General features: G+C 71.5%; 16 protein-coding genes. 7 read left to right on the top strand and 9 right to left on the bottom strand.

The genetic code is table 11. The features are described 5' to 3' along the window. On the bottom strand, positions 1-359 hold a 359-nt coding region (locus ACFWB8_RS08745; RefSeq protein WP_385223773.1), incomplete at its 3' end, for a helix-turn-helix domain-containing protein. A gap of 120 nt (positions 360-479) precedes the next feature. Next, complete coding sequence (locus tag ACFWB8_RS08750; RefSeq protein WP_377779096.1) at positions 480-1640, bottom strand: glycosyltransferase; 1161 nt, start codon at positions 1638-1640, stop codon at positions 480-482. Positions 1641-1875: 235 nt separating this feature from the next. On the opposite strand from ACFWB8_RS08750, the gene ACFWB8_RS08755 reads away from it, so the two are divergent. Next, positions 1876-2793: a hypothetical protein gene (locus ACFWB8_RS08755; protein WP_385223774.1), complete on the top strand. Its 918-nt coding sequence runs from the start codon at positions 1876-1878 to the stop codon at positions 2791-2793. A 17-nt stretch (positions 2794-2810) separates the two neighbouring features. On the opposite strand, the gene ACFWB8_RS08760 is transcribed toward ACFWB8_RS08755, so the two are convergent. The 3 genes from ACFWB8_RS08760 to ACFWB8_RS08770 form a co-directional block, all read right to left on the bottom strand. After that, on the bottom strand, positions 2811-3629 hold the full coding sequence (locus ACFWB8_RS08760; protein ID WP_385223775.1) for a hypothetical protein: 819 nt from the start codon (positions 3627-3629) through the stop codon (positions 2811-2813). Positions 3630-3777: 148 nt separating this feature from the next. Further along, positions 3778-4989: a metallophosphoesterase gene (locus ACFWB8_RS08765; RefSeq protein WP_385223865.1), complete on the bottom strand. Its 1212-nt coding sequence runs from the start codon at positions 4987-4989 to the stop codon at positions 3778-3780. Positions 4990-5205: 216 nt separating this feature from the next. Then, entirely contained in the window at positions 5206-6321 is a 1116-nt protein-coding gene (locus ACFWB8_RS08770; RefSeq protein ID WP_133897508.1) for a LacI family DNA-binding transcriptional regulator, read from the bottom strand. A 362-nt stretch (positions 6322-6683) separates the two neighbouring features. Here ACFWB8_RS08770 and hisC point away from each other — a divergent pair, with 362 nt between their 5' ends. Beyond that, complete coding sequence (gene hisC, locus ACFWB8_RS08775) at positions 6684-7766, top strand: histidinol-phosphate transaminase (protein ID WP_385223776.1); 1083 nt, start codon at positions 6684-6686, stop codon at positions 7764-7766. 55 nt (positions 7767-7821) lie between these two features. Here the strand turns inward: hisC and ACFWB8_RS08780 are convergent, their stop codons facing one another. Then, on the bottom strand, positions 7822-8157 hold the full coding sequence (locus ACFWB8_RS08780; RefSeq protein ID WP_385223777.1) for a cyclophilin-like fold protein: 336 nt from the start codon (positions 8155-8157) through the stop codon (positions 7822-7824). 189 nt (positions 8158-8346) lie between these two features. Between ACFWB8_RS08780 and ACFWB8_RS08785 the strand changes: the two genes are divergently transcribed. From ACFWB8_RS08785 to ACFWB8_RS08800, 4 genes are read left to right on the top strand one after another with little or no spacing between them, the layout of a single operon-like run. Continuing rightward, the gene (locus ACFWB8_RS08785) at positions 8347-9852 is read left to right on the top strand and encodes a cytochrome ubiquinol oxidase subunit I (protein WP_385223778.1); all 1506 of its coding nucleotides are present in this window, start codon (positions 8347-8349) and stop codon (positions 9850-9852) included. An 18-nt stretch (positions 9853-9870) separates the two neighbouring features. Then, positions 9871-10872: a cytochrome d ubiquinol oxidase subunit II gene (gene cydB / locus ACFWB8_RS08790; RefSeq protein WP_385223779.1), complete on the top strand. Its 1002-nt coding sequence runs from the start codon at positions 9871-9873 to the stop codon at positions 10870-10872. Between the two features lie 46 nt (positions 10873-10918). Next, entirely contained in the window at positions 10919-14509 is a 3591-nt protein-coding gene (gene cydD / locus ACFWB8_RS08795) for a thiol reductant ABC exporter subunit CydD (protein ID WP_385223780.1), read from the top strand. Between the two features lie 10 nt (positions 14510-14519). Continuing rightward, entirely contained in the window at positions 14520-16292 is a 1773-nt protein-coding gene (locus tag ACFWB8_RS08800) for a GAF domain-containing sensor histidine kinase (RefSeq protein ID WP_385223781.1), read from the top strand. A 59-nt stretch (positions 16293-16351) separates the two neighbouring features. On the opposite strand, the gene ACFWB8_RS08805 is transcribed toward ACFWB8_RS08800, so the two are convergent. Continuing rightward, entirely contained in the window at positions 16352-17245 is an 894-nt protein-coding gene (locus ACFWB8_RS08805) for a Cof-type HAD-IIB family hydrolase (RefSeq protein ID WP_385223782.1), read from the bottom strand. 107 nt (positions 17246-17352) lie between these two features. Between ACFWB8_RS08805 and ACFWB8_RS08810 the strand changes: the two genes are divergently transcribed. Next, complete coding sequence (locus ACFWB8_RS08810) at positions 17353-18255, top strand: LLM class flavin-dependent oxidoreductase (protein ID WP_385223783.1); 903 nt, start codon at positions 17353-17355, stop codon at positions 18253-18255. Positions 18256-18352: 97 nt separating this feature from the next. On the opposite strand, the gene ACFWB8_RS08815 is transcribed toward ACFWB8_RS08810, so the two are convergent. Beyond that, positions 18353-21409: a tetratricopeptide repeat protein gene (locus ACFWB8_RS08815; protein WP_385223784.1), complete on the bottom strand. Its 3057-nt coding sequence runs from the start codon at positions 21407-21409 to the stop codon at positions 18353-18355. Beyond that, positions 21406-23250, bottom strand: a complete 1845-nt coding sequence (locus ACFWB8_RS08820; protein ID WP_385223785.1) for an HSP90 family protein — start codon at positions 23248-23250, stop codon at positions 21406-21408. Before ACFWB8_RS08820 ends, ACFWB8_RS08815 begins: the two co-directional genes overlap by 4 nt. Between the last annotated feature and the right edge of the window lie 116 nt (positions 23251-23366).

A 23366-nucleotide genomic window follows, 5' to 3' on the forward strand; every position in this document is an offset into this window, starting at 1 on the left:
CGGTCCAGATGGTCCAGGCGGGCCAGCCGGTAGCGGGTGAGGACGCGGTGCACGGTCGAGGGCGCCAGGCCCAGGAGGTGGGCGATGCGGGCCGGTCCCCAGCGGCGTGAGAGGCGGACTTTGATGATCCTGCGTTCGGTGCGGTTCGGGGTCCGGCGCGGGCTGCGGTGCGGGCGGGACGAGTGGTCGCTCATACCGGCCTCACCCCGCTCCCGGTAGCGGTCGGCCCACCGCTGGGCCGTGGTCGGGGACACCTGGAAGCGTTCGGCGGCCCGCCGCAGCGGCCAGCCGTCCTCGACCACGCAGCGGGCCAGGCGCAGCCGTCCGGTCTCGGTCAGGGGTGCATTACGGTGGGGCATGAGGGCCTTTCGGTCGGTGTAGACGTCGCAATCCACACCGAACCCGGAAGGCCCTCACCCGTTCAAGACTCCTCAGCCGAGACCTCGATCACCCGTCCACAACCTCCCGGGGCAATACAGCTAGACCGGCGAGGGCGAGGGCTCCGATGTTTCACGTGAAACAGGGAGGGATGTTTCACGTGAAACAGTGCCGTCCGGGCGGCTTTGGGCGAGGGCGAAGCCGCGGTTGGTCTCGGTCTGTCGGCGATAGGCCTCGGGGAGTTCGGGCAGGGACAGGAGCTGGTCGCAGGCCCGCAGCGAGGTGTCCATGTCGCCTACCCAGTACGCGGTGATGGAGTGCTCGAAGAGCAACCCCCACTGGTACACCCAGGGCTGGACGAAGAGGAGGTCATCCGGTGCCGATCGATCGAGGACGGCCCCGGTGATCGCGTGCGCGGTGTGGTTGCGGCCCAACACTCGCAACCGGGAAGCCAGTTCGTAGCAGGCCTCCAAGCGGCTGGGCCGGAACTCCCAGGCGCGCGACAGCGCGTCCATGGCGGCCGGCCAGTCGCCCGAGTCGCCGTGCAGCACGCCTACTTGGAGCAGGGCGTAGTACACCTCCTCTTCCCAGCCGCCCATGGCCGCGCGGTGTTCGTAGAGCCGGATCGCGCCCGCGGTGTCACCCATGTCGCGCAGTGTCTGGGCGAGGTAGAAGACGGTACGGGCGTTCGACGGGTCGCGCTGGAACTCGGCGCTGAGCAGGCGGGCGTCGCGCTCGAACTTGTCGTGCCGGGAGCCGCCGTCGGCGTAGTCCTCGATGACGAGCGCGTCGAGGTTCTCCTGCACGCCCGGACGCTGGTCGTTCTCGTCACGGCGGTCGCAGGTGAGGTACTCATGGGTGACGCCCTCGTATCGCCAGGGGAGGTCGGCGCGCACCAGCCGCTTGATCCGGTACTCGGTGGAGCCCTCGTGGCGCAGCATGTACGAGTCCGAGGTGAGCGGGGGCAGCGGGCCGGTGCGGCGCAGGACGAGGTCGGCGTCGAGGAGCAGCAGGTAGTCGGCCTTCCCGCGGGCGTGGCTGATGTTGAGGCTCCGGTTGTGCCCGAAGTCGGTCCACGGCTCCTCGTGGAGCTCGCCGGGGATCCCGCGCAGGGCGTTGCGGATCAGGTCTTGGGTGCCGTCGGTGGAACCGGTGTCGGAGATGACCCAGGTGTCGATGAGGTCCCGTACGGATTCGAGACAGCGCTCGATCACGGCGGACTCGTTCTTCACGATCATGCAGAGGCAAATGGAGGGCTTCACGGCCGCCGACCCTAGGCAGGAGCCGGGCCCGGGCGGGGGCGGCACGCCGGTGCCCCGCCCCGGGTGGATGTGTCGCACGCGCCCATGTGGCGGTGCGGGGTTCCGCCGATCCGCTGACCTATGGGCGAGCCAGTGCGTTTATCGGGACACAGCTGATCAGGATGACCCGCGGAGTCCGGCTTTCAGTCCGGACTTCGGAGAACCATTCGATCCCGGTTTGTGCGAGGAGCGGTAAATGAGTTCTGAAGACAGGTCCCGACTGCTGGGTCCGTTGCCCCGACGGGCCCGCTGGCTGGCCGGAGGCACGGTCGCCTCCGTGGCGCTGGTGCTGGCGACCATCGCGGCCCCCGCCGTCGCGACTGCGACGGCCGGAGCCCCCGGAGCCGGGGACCGCTGCCAGGCGTCGCGTCACGACGACGATGACGACCCGGACAAGGCGCGGGCGCAGGTCGGCAATCCGCCGCGCGAGAAGTGCAAGGAGGGCCCGAGGGGGCCCCGGGGCCGCACGGGTGCGACCGGCGCCACGGGCCCGACGGGTCCGACGGGTGCCACGGGCACCGGCCTGACGGGTCCGACGGGCCCGACGGGTCCGGGCACCGGCGTGACGGGCCCGACGGGTCCGACGGGTGCCGCGGGCATCGACGGTCTGACGGGTCCGACCGGGCCGACCGGAGCCACGGGCACCGGCCTGACGGGCCCGACGGGTCCGACCGGCGCCACGGGTACTCAGGGCGCCAGCGGCCAGTGCTTCGACGTGGATGCCATCAGGCCTGCCGCCGCCCGTGAGGTCAAGGCGGTGCTCTCCGACACCATCACCTACGCGGGCATCCGCGACCTGACGGGGCCGGGGGCGCCCACTCCGTGGCGCTGGTACGACCTGACCGACACCGGGGACACCTACCCCACGGACGCCTGCGCCGTCTCGGTCTCCTCCCAGGGCAACCTCGTCAACGTCGAGGTGCTGACCACTGCGGGCGAGATCTACGAGACCCAGTGCACCATCAACCCCGGCACTCCGGACAGCCTCACCTGCAACGAGGTGTGGACCGCGGCGGCCCCCCAGCCCGCCGCGGGTGCCAATGGTCTGGCCCGGTTCACCAACAAGAAGCTGACCAAGGAGGACATGAACCTGCGGCCGCACGAGATCAACTAGCGTGCTGACGCCCACCGTCACTCCGGCTCGTGATCCGGGCCGCCGAAGTCCGGGCTCGTGAAGTCCGGAGACGTGTAACCGGGACGGGGGCCCTGCGCAGGGGCCCCCGGGCTGGTGAAGTCGGGCCGGGTGTATCCCAGGTTGGGGATGCGCCCGGCTTCCGGCGTACGGGGGGTCGGATACGCCCCACCAGAGGTCGGATCGGCCAGCGCATCGCGCAGGAACGGCATGATGCCGCGCTCCAGCAGCGCGTGGCGCCAGGCCTCCCGGGCCCGCGAGACCTCGTCGGGAATCGCCTCGGTCTCGTCCGCCGCCACCTCCGTCGAGCTGTTGCGGACCGCCGTCACCAGCAGCCCGATCACCGCGAAGAGCAGCGCGGCCACGGTGAGGCCGCCGAAGAGCCAACCCGCCGTCAGCATGGTGTCGGCGAAGGCCGGCTCGGGCTCGATCATCTTCAGGATGTAGCCCACCAGCAGGAAGATCAGCATGGCGGTGCCCGCCAGGACCGGCGCGAGGACCGCGACCACGGCGCTGACGCCCGCGCCCCCGCCGGTGCCCTGACCGGCGTACTCGTCGCCCGCCGGGGTCGGGCCGGACAAGGCCTCGCCGCGCCGTTCCCCCCGTATCTTCACGTAGTGGTCGTACTCGCCGGCCGCGGCCGCGGTCAGCAGGGCGCTGGCCGCCATGGCCATGGTGCGCAGCTGTTCGGCGTTCAGCCGTTCGCCGAGGGTGGCGAGCTCGGGCCGTTCGTCCGCTGTGCGCAGCGCCTCGTCGAGGAGCCGATCGAACTCCGGTCGGTCTTCGGTCAGCAGGTGCGGAGCGCTGGTCATGTGCATCCCCCGATGCTCCGTACAAGCCGGTTTGCCCGCGTAGACCCGGGCACCGGCACAAACGGAGGAGAGCCTGCTACGGATAGAGCGATGGTAGAGCGCCCACGCCACACGTTGACAGGGGCTTTCCGGAAATACCCCGCTCGGGGAATCCTCAGTCGTTCAACGGAAGTTGCACCACGAGCAGCTTGCCGGCCATGGTCACTCCACCGTCCATCGCGATGGCCAGGCCTTCCGCGTAGACGTGCGGGCCGTCGACGGCCTCGGGGCCGCGGGACTCGTCGCCGTCCTCCGCGCCCACCTCACCCAGCAGGTACGGGATGGGGCTGTGGCCGTGCACGACGCGGCTGCCGCCGTAGGTGCCGAGCAGTTCGCGTACGGCCTGAGGGCCGGTCTCCTCGTCGCGGAAGGCGAACCGCTTGGTGAACTTGCGGAAGAGGTCCCAGGTGATGTCGGCGTCGTTGCGGTTGAGCAGCTCGTGGATGGTGTCGTTGACGTCCTCGATGGAGTCGCCGTAGTCGAGGTACGCGGTCGTGTCGGAGTGGAGGAGCAGGTGGTCCTCCTCCAGGACGGCCGCGTCCAGCCGTGACATCCACTGCAGGTGGACGTCCTGCAGGCGCTCCATGTCGGTGCGCTGGCCGCCGTTGAGGAGCCAGGCGGCCTGGAAGGTGGCGGTGCCGGCGCCCGAGTTGACGGGTGTGTCGCCGAACCGCTTGGCGCCGATGAGCAGGAGTTCGTGGTTGCCCATGAGGGCCTTGCAGTAGCCGCCGGCGGCCGCGGCCTCGGCCGACAGCCGCATGACCAGGTCGATGACGCCGATGCCGTCGGGGCCGCGGTCGGTGAAGTCCCCGAGGAACCAGAGCCGGGCGTTGCCCGCGGACCAGCGGCGCTCGGCGTCGATGAGGCCCTGGGCGTGCAGCTCGGTGACGAGCTCGTCCAGGTAGCCGTGGACGTCGCCGACCACGTAGAGCGGCCCGGGGCCCGCGGTGGAGTTCTCTTGGGGGACGTACTGGACCTGGACGGTGTCCCCGGGGCCGCCGCGCCCGATGATCGGCAGGTCGCGCTGCGTCGGGGTGTAGCCCTCGGGGTCGTCCTCCTCGGGCGCCTGGCTCATGGCGAGCACGGGTACGCGTACGGGAGGCGCCGCGGCCGCGGGTACGGCCCCGTAGCCGGACTGGGCGGGCACCGGCGGCACGCGCTCGCCGTAGTACGCGGGGTACTCGCCGTACACGGGGGTTTCGCCGGAAACCCCGGCGGATACGGCGTACGGGGCGGGTTCGGTGACCGGAACCCGGAAGTCCCGCAGCGTCTCCGTCCGCATCGCGGGTCCCTGACCGGCCCCCTGAGTCATCGACCCCTCCACCACCGTCGCGCTGCCGTACACCTGCGGACCCTCCTGACCTCCGGGGCGGAGGGTCCGTGATGTCGTGCGCCCATCATAGGAATGCAGCTCGCGCTCTGTGACGCACCAGGGGTGGTGAATCCTGGCCGGCGCTGTTCCTTCCTACCGCTTTCTCCCGATATGGGCGTTGCTGAAATCCTGGGCGGGGCCGACGGCCCCGCCCAGGGGGCGGTGTGGCGGTCAGTCCTTCGCCGGCGAGCGGGGCGGGCTGACGGTCGTACGGGGCTGCCTGCGCTGCGAGGACGTACGGACGATGAGCTCGGTCGGGACCACCTGTTCGACGGGACGACCGGTGTCGACTCCCTCGATGGCGTCGATGAGCAGCTGGACCACGGCGGTGCCGATGCGGCGCGGTTTGAGGGAAAGGGTGGTGATGGGCGGTTCGGTGTTGGCGTACACGGTGGACTCGCTGCAGCAGACGAGCAGCAGGTCCTCGGGGACGCGCAGGCCGTAGCGCCGGGCGGCCGCGAGGAGGTCGGTGCCGTTGGGGTCGAAGAGCCCGTAGACGGCGTCGGGCCGGTCGGGTCGGGCGAGCAGCCGATCGGCGGCGACGGCGCCCGCGCACGGGTCGTGGGCGGGGTAGGACTCGTAGACGGGGTCCTGGCCCACGCGCTCGCACCAGCTGAGGTAGGCGGTGGTGGAGAGCCGGGTGTAGGTGTCGGTGGTGGTCCCGGTCAGCAGCCCGATCCGGCGGGCGCCGGCCGCGGCGAGGTGGTCGAGCAGGTTGAGTACGGCGGCCTCGTGGTCGTTGTCGACCCAGGCGGTGACGGGGAGGGAGCCGGCCGGGCGGCCGTCGGAGACCACGGGAAGGCCTTGGCGGACCAGTTCGGTGACGACCGGATCGTGGTCGGAGGGGTCGATGACGACGGTGCCGTCGAGGGCCACGTTGGACCAGACGTCGTGTCGGGAGGTGGCTGGGAGGATGACGAGGGCGTACCCGCGGGCGAGCGCCGCGGAGGTGGCGGCCCTGGCCATCTCGGCGAAGTACGCGAATTCGGTGAAGGTGAAAGGTTCATCCCCGTACGTCGTCACGGTCAGGCCGATGAGGCCCGACTTGCCGGTACGGAGGGTGCGGGCCGCGGCGGACGGGCGGTAGCCCAGCCGATCGGCGACCTCGCGAACGTGGCGGCGGGTGGCGTCCGGCAGCCGCCCCTTGCCATTGAGCGCGTCGGAGACGGTCGTGATCGAGACGCCCGCCGCAGCGGCCACGTCCCTGATGCCGGCCCGGCCCTGTCGGCCGGCGGCCCGCCGGGTGGTCTCGGTCCGGCTCACCTGATGCTTCCCTGCTGCTGTCATGGCGAGCCGATAGTAGGGCTCGGTGGGGTGGGTGGTCCGGATGCATATGCAGTCATTGACAGGCACGTTTCTGCATGGTTCGCCACCCCCAATGACCTTGGAAATGAAGCCTTTTAGTCGCCGGGAGTGAGCGGGGAGCTTGTCGGCGGGTCCGGGCATGCCAAAACGGTGCGGTCTCGGGCCGGTCTCAACTCACCTGCACGAGGGACGCGCGCCACGGCGCAGGCCACCGGCGCACGCATATATGCGTGCGCTCCCCCCATATTCCAGGCGCTCCCATTCTCGGGAGGGCGGAATCCTCATAAGGTGAGAAGCATTGAGGCGACGGCGACGTCGTACGGGATGGTCGAGGAGGACTTGTAGTGAGCGAGAAGAGCCCGAAGCTGCGCGCCGCACTGGACGGCATCCGCACGTACAAGCCGGGGAAGCCCGCGGCTGCGGGCGGGGCCGCCGCGTACAAGTTGTCCTCGAATGAGAACCCGTACCCGCCGCTCCCGGGGGTGCTGGAGAGCGTGGTCGCCGCGGCCGGGAACTTCAACCGCTACCCCGACATGGCGTGCACCGGCCTGGTGGCGGAGCTCGCCGACCGCTTCGGCGTGCCGGTCGAGCACATCTCCACCGGCACCGGTTCGGTGGGCGTGGCCCAGTCGCTGATCCAGGCGACGGCCGGCCCTGGCGACGAGGTCATGTACGCCTGGCGGTCCTTTGAGGCTTATCCGATCATCACGCAGATTTCGGGTGCGACGCCCGTCGAGGTCCCGCTCACGGCGGGCGACGTGCACGACCTGGACGCCATGGCCGCCGCGATCACGGACCGGACCCGGCTGATCTTCGTCTGCAATCCCAACAACCCCACCGGCACCGTCCTGCGCCGGGCCGAGCTGGAGCGGTTCCTGGACCGGGTGCCGTCGGACGTGCTCGTGGTGCTGGACGAGGCGTACCGCGAGTTCATCCGCGACACCGAGGTTCCGGACGGCATCGAGCTCTACCGCAGCCGCCCGAACGTCGCCGTGCTGCGTACCTTCTCCAAGGCGTACGGGCTGGCCGGCCTGCGCGTCGGCTTCGCGGTGGCGCACGAGCCGGTGGCTTCGGCGCTGCGCAAGACGGCGGTGCCCTTCGGCGTCAGCCAGCTCGCCCAGGACGCGGCGGTCGCCTCGCTGCGTGCCGAGGACGAGCTGATGGGCCGGGTCGGCGCGCTGGTGGGGGAGCGCGAGCGGGTGTACACGACGCTGCTGGCCCAGGGGTGGACGGTGGTCCCCGAGACGCAGGCGAACTTCGTGTGGATGCGGCTGGGGGAGCGGACCGCGGAGTTCGCGCAGGCCTGCGAGAAGGCCGGTGTGGTGGTCCGGCCCTTCGCGGGCGAGGGCCTGCGGGTCACGATCGGTGAGTCCGAGGCGAACGACGTCTTCCTGCACACGGCAGGGGCGTTCTTCAAGGAGCTGTAGCACCGCTCCGGTAGAGCTGTAGTGCTGCTCCGGTGGGACGGCGTGCCGCGTGCGGTTACGCCAGTTCCACGCGGACGGGGTCGCCGTCGAACGAGCCGAGCACATTGCACGGGCTCGCCAGGCGGCTCTCGCCGCCGCGCGAGATCGGCGTCGGGCCGTAGGGCAGCGCGAGTGCGTCGCCCTCGGTCCAGAACGCGACGGTGCCCGGCTCGACCACCTGGAGGGCGTCCGGCTCCAGTGCCACGCAGATGCCGGTGTCGAAGTAGACCTCTTCGCCCCAGGTGTGGGCGGAGGCCGAGATCGGAAGCGCCTCGGTCAGGGCCTTGGCGGTCGGGGTCTCGTCGAGGGTTGCGGTGAGCTGGCCCGAGGGCCAGGAGATTCGTATCTGCATGCCCCGAATTCAACAATCTGTTGAAAATATTGGCTAGGGGGACCCCCCTCGAACCTCCCGAAGGCGGTAGGACATAATGCTTGTGAATGTGAACGCGTTCACAAGCGTGTCCTGCTTCGCCCCGTCTTGAGTGGGACACAACAGGCAGACTGCCGCATTGACCACGGCGACCAGAAGGAGACCGACGACGTGGACGTAGCGTTGGCGCCAGAGACACTGGCGCGATGGCAGTTCGGCATTACGACCGTCTACCACTTCCTTTTCGTCCCCTTGACGATCTCGCTCGCCGCGCTCACGGCCGGCCTGCAGACCGCGTGGGTGCGCACCGAGAACGAGAAGTACCTCAGGGCCACGAAGTTCTGGGGCAAGCTTTTCTTGATCAATATCGCGATGGGTGTCGTCACCGGCATCGTCCAGGAGTTCCAGTTCGGCATGAACTGGTCCGACTACTCGCGGTTCGTCGGTGACATCTTCGGGGCGCCGCTGGCCTTCGAGGCGCTGATCGCCTTCTTCTTCGAGTCGACCTTCATCGGGCTGTGGATCTTCGGCTGGGACAAACTGCCGAAGAAGATCCACCTGGCCTGCATCTGGATGGTCTCGATCGGCACCATCCTCTCCTCGTACTTCATCCTCGCGGCCAATTCCTGGATGCAGCACCCGGTCGGCTACCGGATCAACGAGGAGCGGGGCCGGGCCGAGCTCACCGACTTCTGGCTGGTGCTCACCCAGGACACCGCGCTGATGCAGTTCTTCCACACCATGACGGCGGCCTTCCTGGTCGGCGGCGCGTTCATGGTCGGTATCGCCGCCTACCACCTGGCGCGCAAGAAGCACGTCCCCGTGATGCGAACCTCGCTGCGCCTCGGCCTGGTCGTCATGATCATCGCCGGTATGGGCACGGCGCTCAGCGGGGACCTGCTCGGCAAGGTGATGTTCAAGCAGCAGCCCATGAAGATGGCGGCCGCGGAAGCGCTGTGGGACGGCGAGGCGCCCGCGCCCTTCTCGATCTTCGCCTACGGAGACGTGGACAAGGGCCACAACAAGGTCGCGATAGAGGTCCCCGGCCTGCTGTCCTTCCTGGCCAACAATGACTTCACCTCCTTCGTCCCCGGCATCAACGACATCAACGAGGCCGAGCAGCAGAAGTACGGCCCCGGCGACTACCGGCCCAACATCGCCGTCGCCTACTGGAGCTTCCGCTGGATGATCGGCTTCGGCATGGCCTCCGTCGCCGTCGGAGCACTGGGTCTGTGGCTGACCCGCAAGCGGTTCATGCTGCCACCGGGGCTACGGACCGGGGAGGACGAGGTCCCGCATCTGGTGCTCTTCAAGAAGGCCCTGAGCCCGAAGTTCGCCAACCTGTACTGGATCGTCGCGCTCTGGACGATGGGCTTCCCGCTCATCGCCAACTCCTGGGGCTGGATCTTCACCGAGATGGGCCGCCAGCCGTGGGTGGTCTACGGGGTCCTGCGCACCAGGGACGCGGTTTCGCCCGGCGTCTCCCAGGGCGAGGTGCTCACCTCGATGATCGGCTTCACGCTCCTCTACGCCGTACTCGCGGTCATCGAGGTCAGGCTGCTCGTGAAGTACGTCAAGGCCGGCCCGCCCGAGCTCACGGAGGACGACCTCAACCCGCCCACCAAGATCGGCGGGGACGACAAGAACCCCGACCGGCCGATGGCCTTCTCGTACTGAGGCGAAGGAGACCACACCATGCAACTCCATGACGTCTGGTTCGTGCTCATCGCCGTCCTGTGGACCGGCTACTTCTTCCTGGAGGGCTTCGACTTCGGAGTCGGCGTACTGACCAAGCTGCTCGCCCGGGGCCGCACCGAGAAGCGGGTGCTGATCAACACGATCGGGCCCGTGTGGGACGGCAACGAGGTCTGGCTGCTTTCAGCGGCCGGTGCGACCTTCGCCGCCTTCCCCGAGTGGTACGCCACCCTCTTCTCAGGGTTCTACCTGCCGCTGCTGCTCATCCTGGTCTGCCTGATCATCCGGGGCGTCGCCTTCGAGTACCGGCACAAGCGGCCCGAGGACAAGTGGCAGACCAACTGGGAACACGCCATCTTCTGGACCTCGCTGATCCCCGCGTTCATGTGGGGCGTGGCCTTCGCCAACATCGTGCGCGGCGTGAAGATCGACGAGCACAAGGAGTACGTCGGCACCGTCCTCGACCTGATCAACGTCTACTCGGTCCTCGGCGGTCTGGTCACCCTCAGCCTGTTCACCTTCCACGGCGCGGTCTTCACCTCGCTCAAGACGGTCGGTGACATCCGGCACCGGTCGCGGAAGCTCGCGGCCCGGCTGGGCGTCGTCACCGCCGTCCTGGCGCTCGTCTTCCTGATCTGGACCCAGGCCTCCCGAGGCGACGGCAAGAGCCTGATCGCGATGGCCGTCGCGGTGCTGGCGCTGGCCGGGGCGCTCGGCTTCAATCTGGCGGGCCGCGAGGGCTGGTCGTTCGCACTGTCCGGGGTCGCCATCGCGGCGACCGTCGCGATGCTCTTCCTGACGCTCTTCCCGAACGTCATGCCGTCCTCGCTGAACGATGCCTGGAACCTCACGGTCACCAACGCCTCGTCCAGCCCGTACACCCTGAAGATCATGACCTGGCTCGCGGTGGTGGTCACCCCGCTCATCCTGCTCTACCAGGGCTGGACGTACTGGGTGTTCCGCAAGCGGATCGGGACGCAGCACATCGCCGATGCGCACTGACGCCTCCTGACCCTCCTGTCTGACCCTTTCTTGGGGGATGTTTCACGTGAAACCGATCGACCCGCGCCTGCTTCGGTACGCCCGCTCCACCCGCCTCTTCCTGGGGGCGGTGGTGGCCCTGGGCCTTGCCGGGGCGGGGCTGGTCGTCGGTCAGGCGGTGCTCATCGCCGAGATCGTGGTCGGTGCCTTCGAGCAGGACCTGGACGGGGCGGCGCTCCGGACGCCGCTGCTGCTGCTCGCGGCGGTGGCTCTGGGGCGCGGCCTCGTCGCCTGGCTGACGGAGCTGGCCGCGCACCGGGCCAGCGCGGCCGTCAAGTCGGAGCTCCGAGGCCGGCTGCTGGAACGGGCAGCGGACCTCGGGCCCGGATGGCTGAGCGGGCAGCGGACCGGGTCGCTGGTGGCGCTGGCCACCCGGGGGGTGGACGCGCTCGACGACTACTTCTCCCGCTACCTGCCCCAGCTGGGGCTCGCGGTGGTCGTACCGGTGGCGGTCCTGGCCCGGATCGTCACCGAGGACTGGGTGTCGGCGGCCATCATCGTGGTCACCCTGCCGCTGATCCCCCTGTTCATGGCGCTGATCGGGATGGCCACCCAGTCCCGCATGGACCGCCAGTGGCGCCTCCTGTCGCGGCTGTCGGGCCACTTCCTCGACGTGGTCGCCGGACTGCCGACGCTCAAGGTGTTCGGGCGGGCCAAGGCCCAGGCGGAGTCGATCCGCAAGATCACCGATGACTACCGGCGGGCGACGATGCGGACGCTGCGCATCGCCTTCCTGTCGTCTTTCGCCCTGGAGCTGCTGGCAACCCTGTCGGTCGCGCTGGTGGCCGTGACCATCGGAATGCGGCTGGTCCACGGGGACTTGGACCTGTACACCGGTCTCGTCATCCTGATCCTGGCGCCGGAGGCCTACCTGCCGCTGCGGCAGGTAGGCGCTCAGTACCACGCGGCGGCGGAGGGGCTGTCCGCCGCCGAGGAGATCTTCGAGGTCTTGGAGACCCCCGTCCCGCAGGCGCACGGCACGGTCACCGTGCCGGAGGCCGGAGCGGGCCTGCGCATCGAGCTGGACGGGGTGGCCGTGCGTTACCCGCGTCGCGACGAGGACTCGCCCGCTCCGGTCTCGCTCGTCGTGGAACCCGGAGAGTGCGTCGCCCTCACCGGGCCGAGCGGGGCGGGAAAATCCACGCTGCTCCAGGTGCTGCTGGGGTTCGTCACGCCGACGGCGGGCCGGGTGCGGGTCGGTGGAGTGGACCTGGCCGAGCTGTCGCCGGAGCAGTGGCGGGAGCGGATCGCCTGGGTGCCTCAGCGGCCTCACCTGTTCGCGGGCACGATCGCGGAGAACGTACGGCTGGCGCGGCCGGACGCCTCCATGGACGCGGTGGCCGCGGCCCTGCGGGACGCCGGGGCACGGGAGTTTGTGGACGCGCTGCCGCGGGGCGCCGACACCCTGCTGGGCGAGGGCGGGTCGGGCCTGTCCGCCGGACAGCGCCAACGCCTCGCGCTGGCACGGGCCTTCCTCGCGGACCGGCCGGTGCTCCTGCTGGACGAGCCGACGGCCGCACTCGACGGGGAGACCGAAGCCGCGGTGGTGGAGGCGGTACGCCGGCTCGCGGTGGGCCGGACCGTACTGCTGGTGGTGCACCGGCCGGCGCTCCTGGCCGTCGCTGACCGGGTGGTCCCGGTGGGAGCGGGCCCGGAAGGGGCCGGACGGGCGGAGGCGTCGCCCGTACCGGACCCGCGGCACGGCTCCGTGGCGGGCGCGCCCCGGTCCCCCGTGGTGAGGGATCCCGGCGAGTGGATCCTGGGGGCCGCGCGCGAGCAGGCCGAGAGGGCCGCCGGACGCGACTCGGGCGGGGCCGACCCGCTCGGCCGGGTCAGGGCTGTTGCCCGGGCCTGGCAGGGGCGGTTCAGGCTGGGGCTGTTGTTCGGGGCGCTCGCCGTCGGGTGCAGTGTCGGACTTATGGCCGTCTCCGGTTGGCTGATCTCGCGGGCCTCGGAGCAGCCGCCCGTGCTCTACCTGATGGTGGCCGTCACCGCGACGCGGGCGTTCGGCCTGGGCCGGGCCGTCTTCCGGTACGCGGAGCGGCTGGTGTCGCACGATGCGGTGCTGCGGATGCTCGCCGACCTGCGGGTCTCCGTGTACCGGCGGCTGGAGCGCATCGCCCCGGCCGGGCTGCGCGAGCAGCGGCGCGGGGATCTGCTGACCCGCCTGGTGGCCGACGCGGACGCCCTGCAGGACTACTGGCTGCGCTGGCTGCTGCCGGTCGGCACCGCGGTGCTCGTCGGAGCCGGATCGGTAGCTTTCACCGCCTGGCTGCTGCCCGAAGCCGGGGCCGCGCTCGCCCTGGGACTGCTCGTTGCCGGAGTCGTGGTGCCGCTCGTCAGCGGGGTCTGCGCACGGCGCGCGGAGCGGCGGCTCGCTCCCGCCCGGGGCGAGCTCGCCACCCGAGTGGCCGATCTGCTCACCGGGACCGCTGAACTGACCGTCGCCGGTGCGCTCGGCGGGCGCAAGGACGCCGCCCGGGAGAGCGACCGGACGCTGACCGCGATCGCCGCCCGCGGGGCAGCCGCCACCGGGCTCGGCAGCGGGCTGTCGGCCCTGGTGTGCGGGCTCACCGTGGTGGCCGCGGCCGCCGTAGCCGCCGACGCGGTGCACGACGGGCGGCTGTCCGGGGTGGCCATGGCCGTCGCCGTGCTGACCCCGCTCGCCGCCTTTGAGGCCGTCAACGGGCTTCCGCTGGCCGTCCAGTACCGACAGCGGGTGCGCCGCAGCGCCGAGCGGGTCTACGAGGTCATCGACGCACCGGTGCCGGTCATCGAGCCGGACCGCCCGCGCGAGGCGCCCGTTTCGCCGTTCCCGCTGAAACTGACCGGGCTCGCCACCCGCCACCACGGTCAGGAGCGCGACGCGCTGCGCGGGCTGGACCTGACCCTGGAGGCCGGCCGCCGGATCGCGGTCGTCGGCCCCTCGGGCGCCGGCAAGACCACGCTGGCTCAGGTCCTGCTGAGGTTCCTGGACCCGCACGAAGGCTCGTACACCCTCGGCGGGATCGACGCGCGCACGCTCGACGGCGACGCCGTACGCCGCTTCGTGGGGCTGTGCGCCCAGGACGCGCACATCTTCGACAGCTCGGTCCGGGAGAACCTGCGCCTCGCCCGCACCGGGGCGAGTGAGGAGGAACTGCGCGAGGCGCTCGCGGCCGCCCGGCTGCTGGACTGGGCCGACGCCCTCCCGGACGGCCTGGACACCCTGGTCGGCGAGCACGGGGAGCGGATCTCCGGCGGTCAGCGCCAACGGCTGGCCCTGGCCCGGGCGCTGCTCGCGGACTTCCCGGTCCTCGTCCTGGACGAGCCGGCCGAGCACCTGGACCTGGCGACCGCGGACGCCTTGACGGCGGACCTGCTGGCCGCGACCGAGGGCCGGACCACCGTGCTGATCACGCACCGGCTGGCAGGCCTGGAGGCGGTCGACGAGGTACTCGTGCTGGATGGCGGAGAGGTCGTACAGCACGGGCCGTACGCGGAGCTGGCCTCCGTCGAGGGCCCGCTGCGGCGGCTGCTGGAGCGGGAGAGGGCGGCGGACGGCACCCTGGCCGAGATTCACAGGGCTCGACTTTCCTCAACAAATAGGACTAACTAGTCTCAAGGGCATGTCAGCGCAGGAGTCGCACGCGTCGCAGGGGTCGCCGGAGTCGCCGGGTTCGGCACCGGACGTACCGGATGTGCCGGATGCCCAGGACCCGCTGGAGGCCGCCACCGCGGCCACCAGAAGTCTGCAGGGACTGTCCACCGAGCTCACCGCCCGAGTGCCGCAACTGCTGGAGGCGATGCGCTCGGTCGGCACCGGTCTCGAGCTGCACTCCACCTTGGACCGCATCTGCGAGACCGCGGCCGAGCTCGCGGACGCCCGCTATGCGGCGATCGGCGTCGTGGACACCGAGGGCCGCGGGCTTTCGGACTTCGTCACGCACGGGATCACCGAAGAGGCGGCCCGGAGGATCGGGCACCGCCCGGACGGGAAGCGGGGCCTGCTCGGCGCGCTGATCTCGCACCCCGACACCGTCCACCTCGCCGATCTGACGAAGGATCCGCGCTCGGCCGGCTTCCCGGCGCACCACCCGCCCATGCGTACGTTCCTCGGCGTTCCGATCCGCGTCCAGGGGGAGATCTTCGGCAATCTGTACCTCGCCGAGAAGAACGGCGGCCGCGAGTTCAACGACTACGACGTCCACATGGTCCGGGTGCTGGCCACCGAGGCCGGCATCGCCATCGGCAACGCCCGCCTCTACGAGGCCGCCACCCAGCGCGAACGGTGGATCGACGGCTCGGTGGCCGTCACCACCGCCCTGCTCTCGGGCGGGGATGCGGACGATGCCCTCGCAGTCGTCGCCGAACAGGCCCGCCACCTCGCCGATTCGGCCGCCGGGATCGTCATGCTGCCCGCCGAGGAGGGCGGGATGGAGATCGTCGCCGTCTCCGCCGACAACGCGGCCACCTCGCTCGGGGTGGTGATTCCCGCCGAGAGCCCGGTGGTGGCCAAGCTGCTGGAGGGCGAAGCGGTCTTCGTGGACGACGCCTCCGGCGATCCGCGCATGATCAGCCGGCTGACCAGCCAGTACGGGGCCTGCATGATGCTCCCGCTGCACAGCGGAGGGAGGGTGCTGGGCGCGCTGGTCACGCCCCGGGCGCGGGGCGAGCGGCCCTTCAGCGAGGCGGAGCGGACCCTGGCCACGCAGTTCGCCTCTCAGGCGGCGCTCGCGCTGATGATGGCCGAGGCGCAGCGCGACCGGGAGCGGCTGGCCGTCTTCGAGGACCGCGACCGGATCGCCCGCGACCTGCACGACCTGGTCATCCAGCGGCTGTTCGCCACCGGGATGATGCTGGAGGGCGCCCAGCGCCGGTCCATCGTCCCGGAGGTCCGCGACGGGGTCGGCAAGGCCGTCGATGAGCTGGACGTGACGATCCAGGAGATCCGCACCGCGATCTTCGCACTCCAACAGGGACCGGCGGAGGCCCCCTCGGGGCTGCGCACCCGGGTACTGCGAGAGATCAACATGGCCGCCGTGCCCCTGGGCTTCAAGCCCGCGCACCGCTTCCTCGGCCCGATCGACGCGGTCGTCGGCGAACTGGTGGGCAAGAACCTCATCGCCGCTCTGCGCGAGGCCCTGTCGAACACCTTCCGGCACGCGGACGCGTCGCGGATCGAGGTGGTCCTCGACTCCACCATCACGCTGGCCGATGGACGGCCCGGGGTGCGGCTGGAGGTTTCCGACGACGGGGTGGGCATCCCCGAGGGCGGGCGGCGCAGCGGGCTGCGCAATCTGCGCCGACGGGCCGAGTCGCTGGGCGGCGCCAGCTCCTACGGCCCGGGCCTCGGCGAGGACGGCGGCGGGACCACCCTGGTCTGGGAGGCTCCGCTCTAGAGGCTCTGCTCCATGCGCCGAGCTCCAGGGGCCCGCTCGCTCCAGGCGTGTCCGGCCCGCTACAGCTCGGACTCCGCGCGGGCGGCGTGGTCCGCCAGGATCTGCTCGATGACGACGGCGACCCCGTCCTCGTTGTTGGCGACGGTCCGGCCGGACGCGGCCGCGATGACGTCCGGGTGGGCATTGGCCATCGCGTACGAGGTCCCTGCCCAGACCAGCATTTCGATGTCGTTCGGCATGTCCCCGAAGGCGACCACCTCCGCGGGGGAGATGCCGCGCTCGTCGCAACACAGCGCCAGGGTGCTGGCCTTGGACACGTCCAGCCCGCTGATCTCCAGCAGGGCGGTGGGGCTGGACCGGGTGATCGAGGCGTACGCGCCCGCAGCGGAGCGGGCCAGGGTCAGGAACTCGTCCGGGGCCAGCTCGGCGTGGTGCGCGAGTAGCTTGAGCACGGGGGCGCAGTCCTCGTCCGTGTCCTCGCCGAGAAGCTTCTCGGCGGTGGCGACATTCGCGCCGGGGTCCTGGAAGAAGGGCGGGTAGGCCGGCTCGTAGTTGATCCCGGTGGTCAGCTCGACCGCGAAGGAAGTGCCGGGGGCAGCCGCCCGCAGGGCCTCCGCCACCTTGAGCGCGGTGCTCCGGGGCAGGGCCCTGACCTCAACGAACTTTGGGCCTGCGTGGAGATCGACCACAGCGGCACCGTTCGCGCAGATCGCCAGGCCGTGGCCATGGACATGGTCGCTGACCACGCCCATCCAGCGGGCCGGACGGCCGGTGACGAAGAAGACCTCGATGCCGGCCGCCTCGGCGGCGGCGAGCGCGTCGATCGTGCGCTGCGAGACGGATTTGTCGTCGCGCAGCAGGGTGCCGTCAAGATCGGTGGCGATGAGCCGGGGCGTGGGGGTTGGCCCGTCCGGGCACTGAGGAGCCGAGGTCACGGCTCCATCTTCACCCATCGGACTCGGCCGCCGGGCCACTGGCGCTCGCGCTCCCCGGCCCGTGGTCATGTTTCACGTGAAACAAGTGACCGCCCGGCCATGTTTCACGTGAAACACTCGATTGCATGAGTCTGCGTCTGAGCACTGTGATCCTTCCCGTACGCGCGTGGCACGAGGGAGGTCGCGACCAATGGCTGCGGGCCGAGCGGCTCGGGTTCCACACCGCCTACACATACGACCACCTGTCTTGGCGGACCTTCCGTGACGGTCCGTGGTTCGGTGCGGTGCCCACCCTGACCGCCGCGGCCGCCGTCACCGAGCGGCTGCGTCTGGGCACTCTCGTCACCTCGCCGAACTTCCGGCACCCGGTGACCCTCGCCAAGGACCTCATCAGCCTGGACGACATCTCCGGCGGACGCGTGACTCTCGGCATCGGCGCGGGCGGCAACGGCTTCGACGCGACGGCCCTGGGCCAGGAGCCGTGGACCCCGCGTGAGCGCGCCGACCGCTTCGCCGAGTTCGTTCCGCTGCTGGACCGGCTGCTGACCGAGGGTGCGGTAACCCAGCAGGGCACCTTCTACTCCGCCGACGAGGCCCGCAACATCCCCGGCTGCGTGCAGCGCCCGCGCCTGCCCTTCGCGGTCGCCGCGAACGGGCCGCGCGGTCTCAAGCTCGCCGCCGCGCACGGCCAGGCCTGGGTGACCACCGGTGACCCGAAGCTGTTCGAGGAGGGTACGCCCGAGCAGTCGCTGGAGGCCCTGCGCGGCCAGCTCGCCAAGCTCGACAAGGCGTTCGCGGAGATCGGGCGGGCGTCCGAGCCCATGGAGAAGATCCTCCTCACCGGCTTCACGCCGGAGCGCAACACGATGCTGGAGTCCGTGGACGCGTTCGTCGACTTCGCCGGCCGCCACCGCGAGCTCGGCTTCACCGAGCTGGTGATCCACGCGCCCATCCCGGACTCCGACTTCGCCGCCGACGAGCGGGTCTTCGAGCAGATCGCCACCGAGGCACTCGCGCAGTTGGGCTGAGTCCCCGCCCACTCCGACTCCGACTCCGAGTCCGGATCCGGCTCGGAGTCCCACCCCGGCCCCGCCATCGCTGGACAGCGGGGCCGGCGCAGGTGGCTCAGGCCATCAGGCTCTTCGTGATCCGCTCCGCGTTCGGCAGCAGCCACTCCGGCGTCGCCGCGCCCTCGGGCAGCGCCCGGAGCTCGTCGGCCAGCGCGGACATCCGGGCGGCGCCCACTTCCGGACGGCCCAGCTCCCGCTCGGTCCAGGCGGCGTAGCTCAGGCACTGGAACCGGTCCTGCAGATGGTCAGCGCCCAGTTCCCCGTAGACCCCGGCCGCCCGGTCCCACAGGCGGACCTCCTCCAGCCGTAGCGCCTCGATCTGCGCTTCGTCCAGGAGCACGAGGCCGTCCGAGCCGGTGCGGTTCTCGCCGTCCTCGTCCTCGTCCTCGTCGTCCTCGTCCTCCTGGGCGCTGACCCGCCGGTCGAGCACCTGAGCCAGCTGGTGCCAGGTCTGGGCGAGTTCGGACCGCAGCTCCGGGGCCCCGGAATCCGTGGCCAGCGCGGCCTCCAGTATTGCCACCGCCTCGTCCATCCGGCTCCGCGCCTGCTCCACACCCGCGTCGGTGAGCGCCTCGCGCAGGCCCAGCCAGGCCAGCGAGCGCAGGATCCGTGCCTCCGCGACGGGTACCCCGCCCGTCTCCCGGTGCAGCTCCAGGGCACGCTCGTACGCGGCGACGGCCTCCGGCGCCAGGCCTGCCGCCGAGAGCTGGTCGGCGGCCGCCTGGGCGAGCGAGGCGTGCGGACGCTGGTCCTCCCAGCCCTTGGCCACCTCGGCCGCCAGCAGGTACTGCTCGGCCGCCGGCCGCGGTTCCCTCAGCTCGCGCAGCAGATCGCCCAGGAACTCCCGGGTGGATACGGCCTGTCCCTCGCCGTGCTCCAGCAGGTCCGGCAGGGTCGACTGGAGCACCTCCGCCGCGTCTGCGGGGCGGTCTTCCCGTGCGTAGGCCCGGGCCAGCAGAAGCCGGGCCTGGGCCCCGCCGTCGGCGGTGAGGCCGGCCTGGTCGAACCAGTGCGCCCCGGTCAGGGCGTGCGCGGCCGCCTCCCCCGCCGTCTCCCCCGCCGCATCGGGGCGCCGCAGCAGGATGTCGGCCAGGGTGAGCCGTACGACGCCCTGCGTCTCGGCGTCGGTCACCTCCTCGGCGTGCTCCAACGCGGAGCGCGCCGCAGCCTCGGCCTCTTCGGCGCGGCCCAGCGAGATCAGCACGCCGGCCCGAAGGACCAGCGGGTCGACGGCCTCCCACGGCCGGCCCGCCGAGACCGACCGGGCGGCAGCCGCGGACAGCAGCGTCACGGCCCCGTCGGGATCGCCCTGAGACAGGGCCAGGCGGCCCAGCGTCTCCTCGGCCTCCGCGACCACGTCCGGCAGCGTCTCCTCGTAGGCCGCGACGAAAGCGGTGAGCTCGGCGGCGAGCTCACCGTGCCCGTCGCCACGCCCAGCGGCGTCGCCGTGGCTGTGCTGCCCGACACCGTGGCCGGCCCCGCCCTCGTGGGCAGCCTGGACCGAGCGCAGGTACGACTCCACGCGGATCGTGGTCAGTTCGGCGAGTGCGATCCGTCGGCCGCGCAGCGGCTCGGTCGGCTCCAAGGCCTCCGCGGACCGCAGGGCCGTCGTGAGGAGCGCCCGGATCTCCCCCGGCGCACCGGCGGCCTGTGCGGCCGCGGTCGCCAGCCGCAGCTCGGCCAGGACCGCCCGCTCCGCCCGATCCAGCGCGCGGTACCGGTCCCGGACCTCCGCCAGCAGTCCGGCCGCGTCGGCGGCCCCGCTCCGGGCGGCGGACAGTGCCCGGTGGTCCGCCACGTCCGCCAGCAGCAGGGGCTCCGCCTCCTGTCCGTCCAGTCCCGCGGCGACCTCGGCCCACAGCGCGTCCGCGGCCGGATGCCCCTGGTCGCGGGCCTGCCGGGCCCGCTCCACCAGGTCGGCGAAGCCGGTGGCCGACGCGGCGCCCGCCACGGGGACCGGAGCCGGGGCGGGCGCCGGGATCCCGGTCGGCCGGGGCAGCGCCGAGCTGCGCACCCCGAGCGGCAGTGCGTCGAGCAGCGGAGCCTGCTCGACGCGGGTGAGGAGCTTGCCGGACGTACGGGTGGTGCCGTTGCGCGCGTCGAAGCGCCGGGCGATGCGCAGGGCTTCGGCGTGCAGGATCCCGTACAGCTCGTCGACCGTCCGAGGGGCCCCCTCGTACGGTACGGAGAGGTCCGCGCCGTGCCCGAGCAGGCTCAGCCGGCGCAGCAGGACCAGGACGCCGCCGTAGAACTCCATCTGGGACTCGACGTCCGGGAGGGGACCCAGGAGGGCGGTGTGCTCGGCGAGGATCTCCAGGCCGCGGGGTTCGTTGCCGGTCAGGGCGCAGAACTCGATGTGCTCGCCGATGGAGCGCAGGAGGCTCTCCGTGCCGCGCGTCATGCGGTAGCCGCGCAGGTGGTGGGCGCGGGCCTCGTCGGCGCGCCCGAGGCGGACGAGGGGGAGCAGCGAGCGGGCGAGCACCCTGTGCGGTTCCTCGCGGCAGGTCTGCCGGCCCGCGAGGACCGGCTCCCAGATCTCGATCGCCTTCGCGTCCTCGCCCTTGCTCGTCCAGAACCAGCCCTGGGTGTGGGTCTCGCAGGCGTGGCAGTCGCTCATCCGGTCGCGCTCGGCGGCCCGCCAGCGGTTGATGGCCCGCTCGGCCCGCTCGTCGTCACCGATGGCGTTCGCGAGGTAGAACTCGGCCTGGCGGACGGCGCGCTCGCTGTATCCGGCGAGCCGGTAGCGCCGTTCCATGTCGTCGAGCCAGCCGGTGACGGACGCGAGGGGGATCTCGGGGGACTCGACGATCCGGCCGGACACCCACTTGAACCGCCAGAACAGGGAGGAGGCGTCCCCGTCGCCGAAGGCGCCCGGATCGCGGTCGTACTCCTGGAGCAGCCGGGCGAACGGGATCACCATCCGGGTCCGCTCGGCGCTGTACTCGTAGGCGTCGATCTGGGTGATCAGCGCGCGGCGGAACACCTCCCGGTCACCGCAGACCTCGGCGGCCGCGGTCAGCGCCTCGGCCTGCGCGTTGCGTGCGGCGCCGTAGGGCAGCCCGCGGTTCTCGTACAGCGCCTGCCGGATCTCTTCGGCCGTCATGGTGCTCACTGGTCGTCCTTCCGGGAGTCGGCGGAGTGGGTCGCCCATTCCAGGAGCCCGAGGAAGGCGCGGTTGAGCAGGGTGGAGTCGGCGGGGCGCAGCGGCCGCTGGGACATCAGCAGGGCCTGGCCGTAGAGCGATTCGACGGCGGTGCCGGTCAGCGCGGCGTCGGGGAGGGCGGCGATCCGGCGGATCAGCGGGTTGTTGTGGTTCAGGACGAGCCGGGCGCGCGGAGCGGAGCCGCGCAGCGCGCCGAGGATGCCGCTCCACAGGGAGTCGGCGCTGTCCAGGGCGGCGGTCCGGTCGCGTTCCTGCCGGGCCTGGCGGTCGTCGAGGTAGAGCGCGGGGACGGACACGGGCTGGAAGGCGCGCAGCGCCACGTCGCAGCCCTGGGCCTCCAGACGGGTGCGTGCGGTGGACAGGAAGGAGGCGAGAGCCAGTTCGGCGGCGGCCGGGACCGGGTCGAGGCGCTCGGTGACGGCTCCGGCGTCCAGTTCGGCGACCTTGAGCTCGGGCCGTACGGCGGGCAGCAGGGCCAGCAGGTCCGCGTCGTAGGTGTAGCCGGCGTTGATGACGCCGAGGCCGTGGGCCGCGGCGATCGGGGCGATCTGGCGGAACTCTTCGACGGTGCGGGTGAAGTGGATCTCGGGGTGGGCGGCCGCGAACTCCTCCAGGCTCATCGAGCCGTCACTGGTCTCGAACGGCAGCCACGGCAGCATGAGGCCGAACAGCTCCGCGTCGTGCCGGGCCAGGGACTTCACGCCGAGGTGGTGGACGCTCAGGAACGCGGCCAGACGCTCCGGTTCGCTCGCCGCGAGCTCGGCGAGCCAGGCCCGGACACGCGCTCCGAGGGCCTCGCGCACGGCGGCCAGGGTCTCGTCGTCGTACAGGTTCTCGCGGGAGGCGGTGGGGCGCAGCGTGTCGGTGTCGAGGACGGCGCGGACGAAGAAGGCCCAGTCCGGCAGCAGGTTGTCGGCCTTGTCGGTGAGCAGCATCCCCTTGAGGTGGACGCGGTGGCCGGCCCGGTGGGCGGGGCTGGTCGGCTCGGGCAGGACGTACGCGACTCCGCGCACTCCGGCGACGGGCAGGTCGAGGTCGATGCTGTCGAGCGGGGAGAAGCCGAAGAGCTGGTCGCAGTGCCCGGCGAGTGCGACGCGGCGGGCCGCGGGCGTGGGGAAGGGCCGGTCCCACACGGGGGGCCGGTCGGTGATCCGGCGCGGCTCGCCGCCGGAGCCGTCGTCGAAGGTGATGTCGTACGAGAGCAGGGAGCCGTAGTCGCGGGCGAGCTGCTCGACCTTGGCGGGCTCGGCCCACTCCTCGGCGCCCGGGCGGGCTTGGAGGGTGACGGTGGTGCCGGGCTCCGTGCGGGCCTCGGGGGGCAGTTCGCGGACGGTGTAGGAGCCGTCGTCCGTGGCCAGCCATTCGACGGGCGCGGCCTCGGGGTCGCGGGCGGAGCGGGTGACGACGCGGATCTGGCGGGCCACGACGAAGCAGGCGAGCAGGCCGATGCCGAACTGGCCGAGGAATTCCTGGCGCGTGGTCTCCAGGCCGTGCTCGCCGCCGCGCTTGGAGCTGCGGCCGATGGTGGCGAGGAGGGAGTGGGCCTCGGCGGCGGTCAGGCCGATGCCGCTGTCCTCGATGGTCACGGTCCCGGAGGTGGCCGACAGCCGGATGTGTACCCGGGCCTCGGGGTCGAGGGCGTGGCGGGCGGTGACGGCGTCGACGGCGTTCTGCAGGAGCTCGCGGACGTAGACGCGCGGGCTGGAGTACAGGTGGTGGGAGAGCAGGTCGACCAGGCCGCGCAGATCGACCTGGAAGGTGTTGGCCGTTGCCTCGGGTGTGGACGTCATGAGGCGTCACCTCGTTTGTTCGCGTGGGTGGTTCGGCGATCGCGAGGTCCCCCCTCACGTATCCCGGAGTGGGGATCAGAGTAGGGCGATGATCCGACAATCCCTGAGGGAATTCC

Source organism: Streptomyces sp. NPDC060031 (assembly GCF_042736805.1).
In the GTDB taxonomy this organism is placed as follows: Bacteria; Actinomycetota; Actinomycetes; order Streptomycetales; family Streptomycetaceae; genus Streptomyces.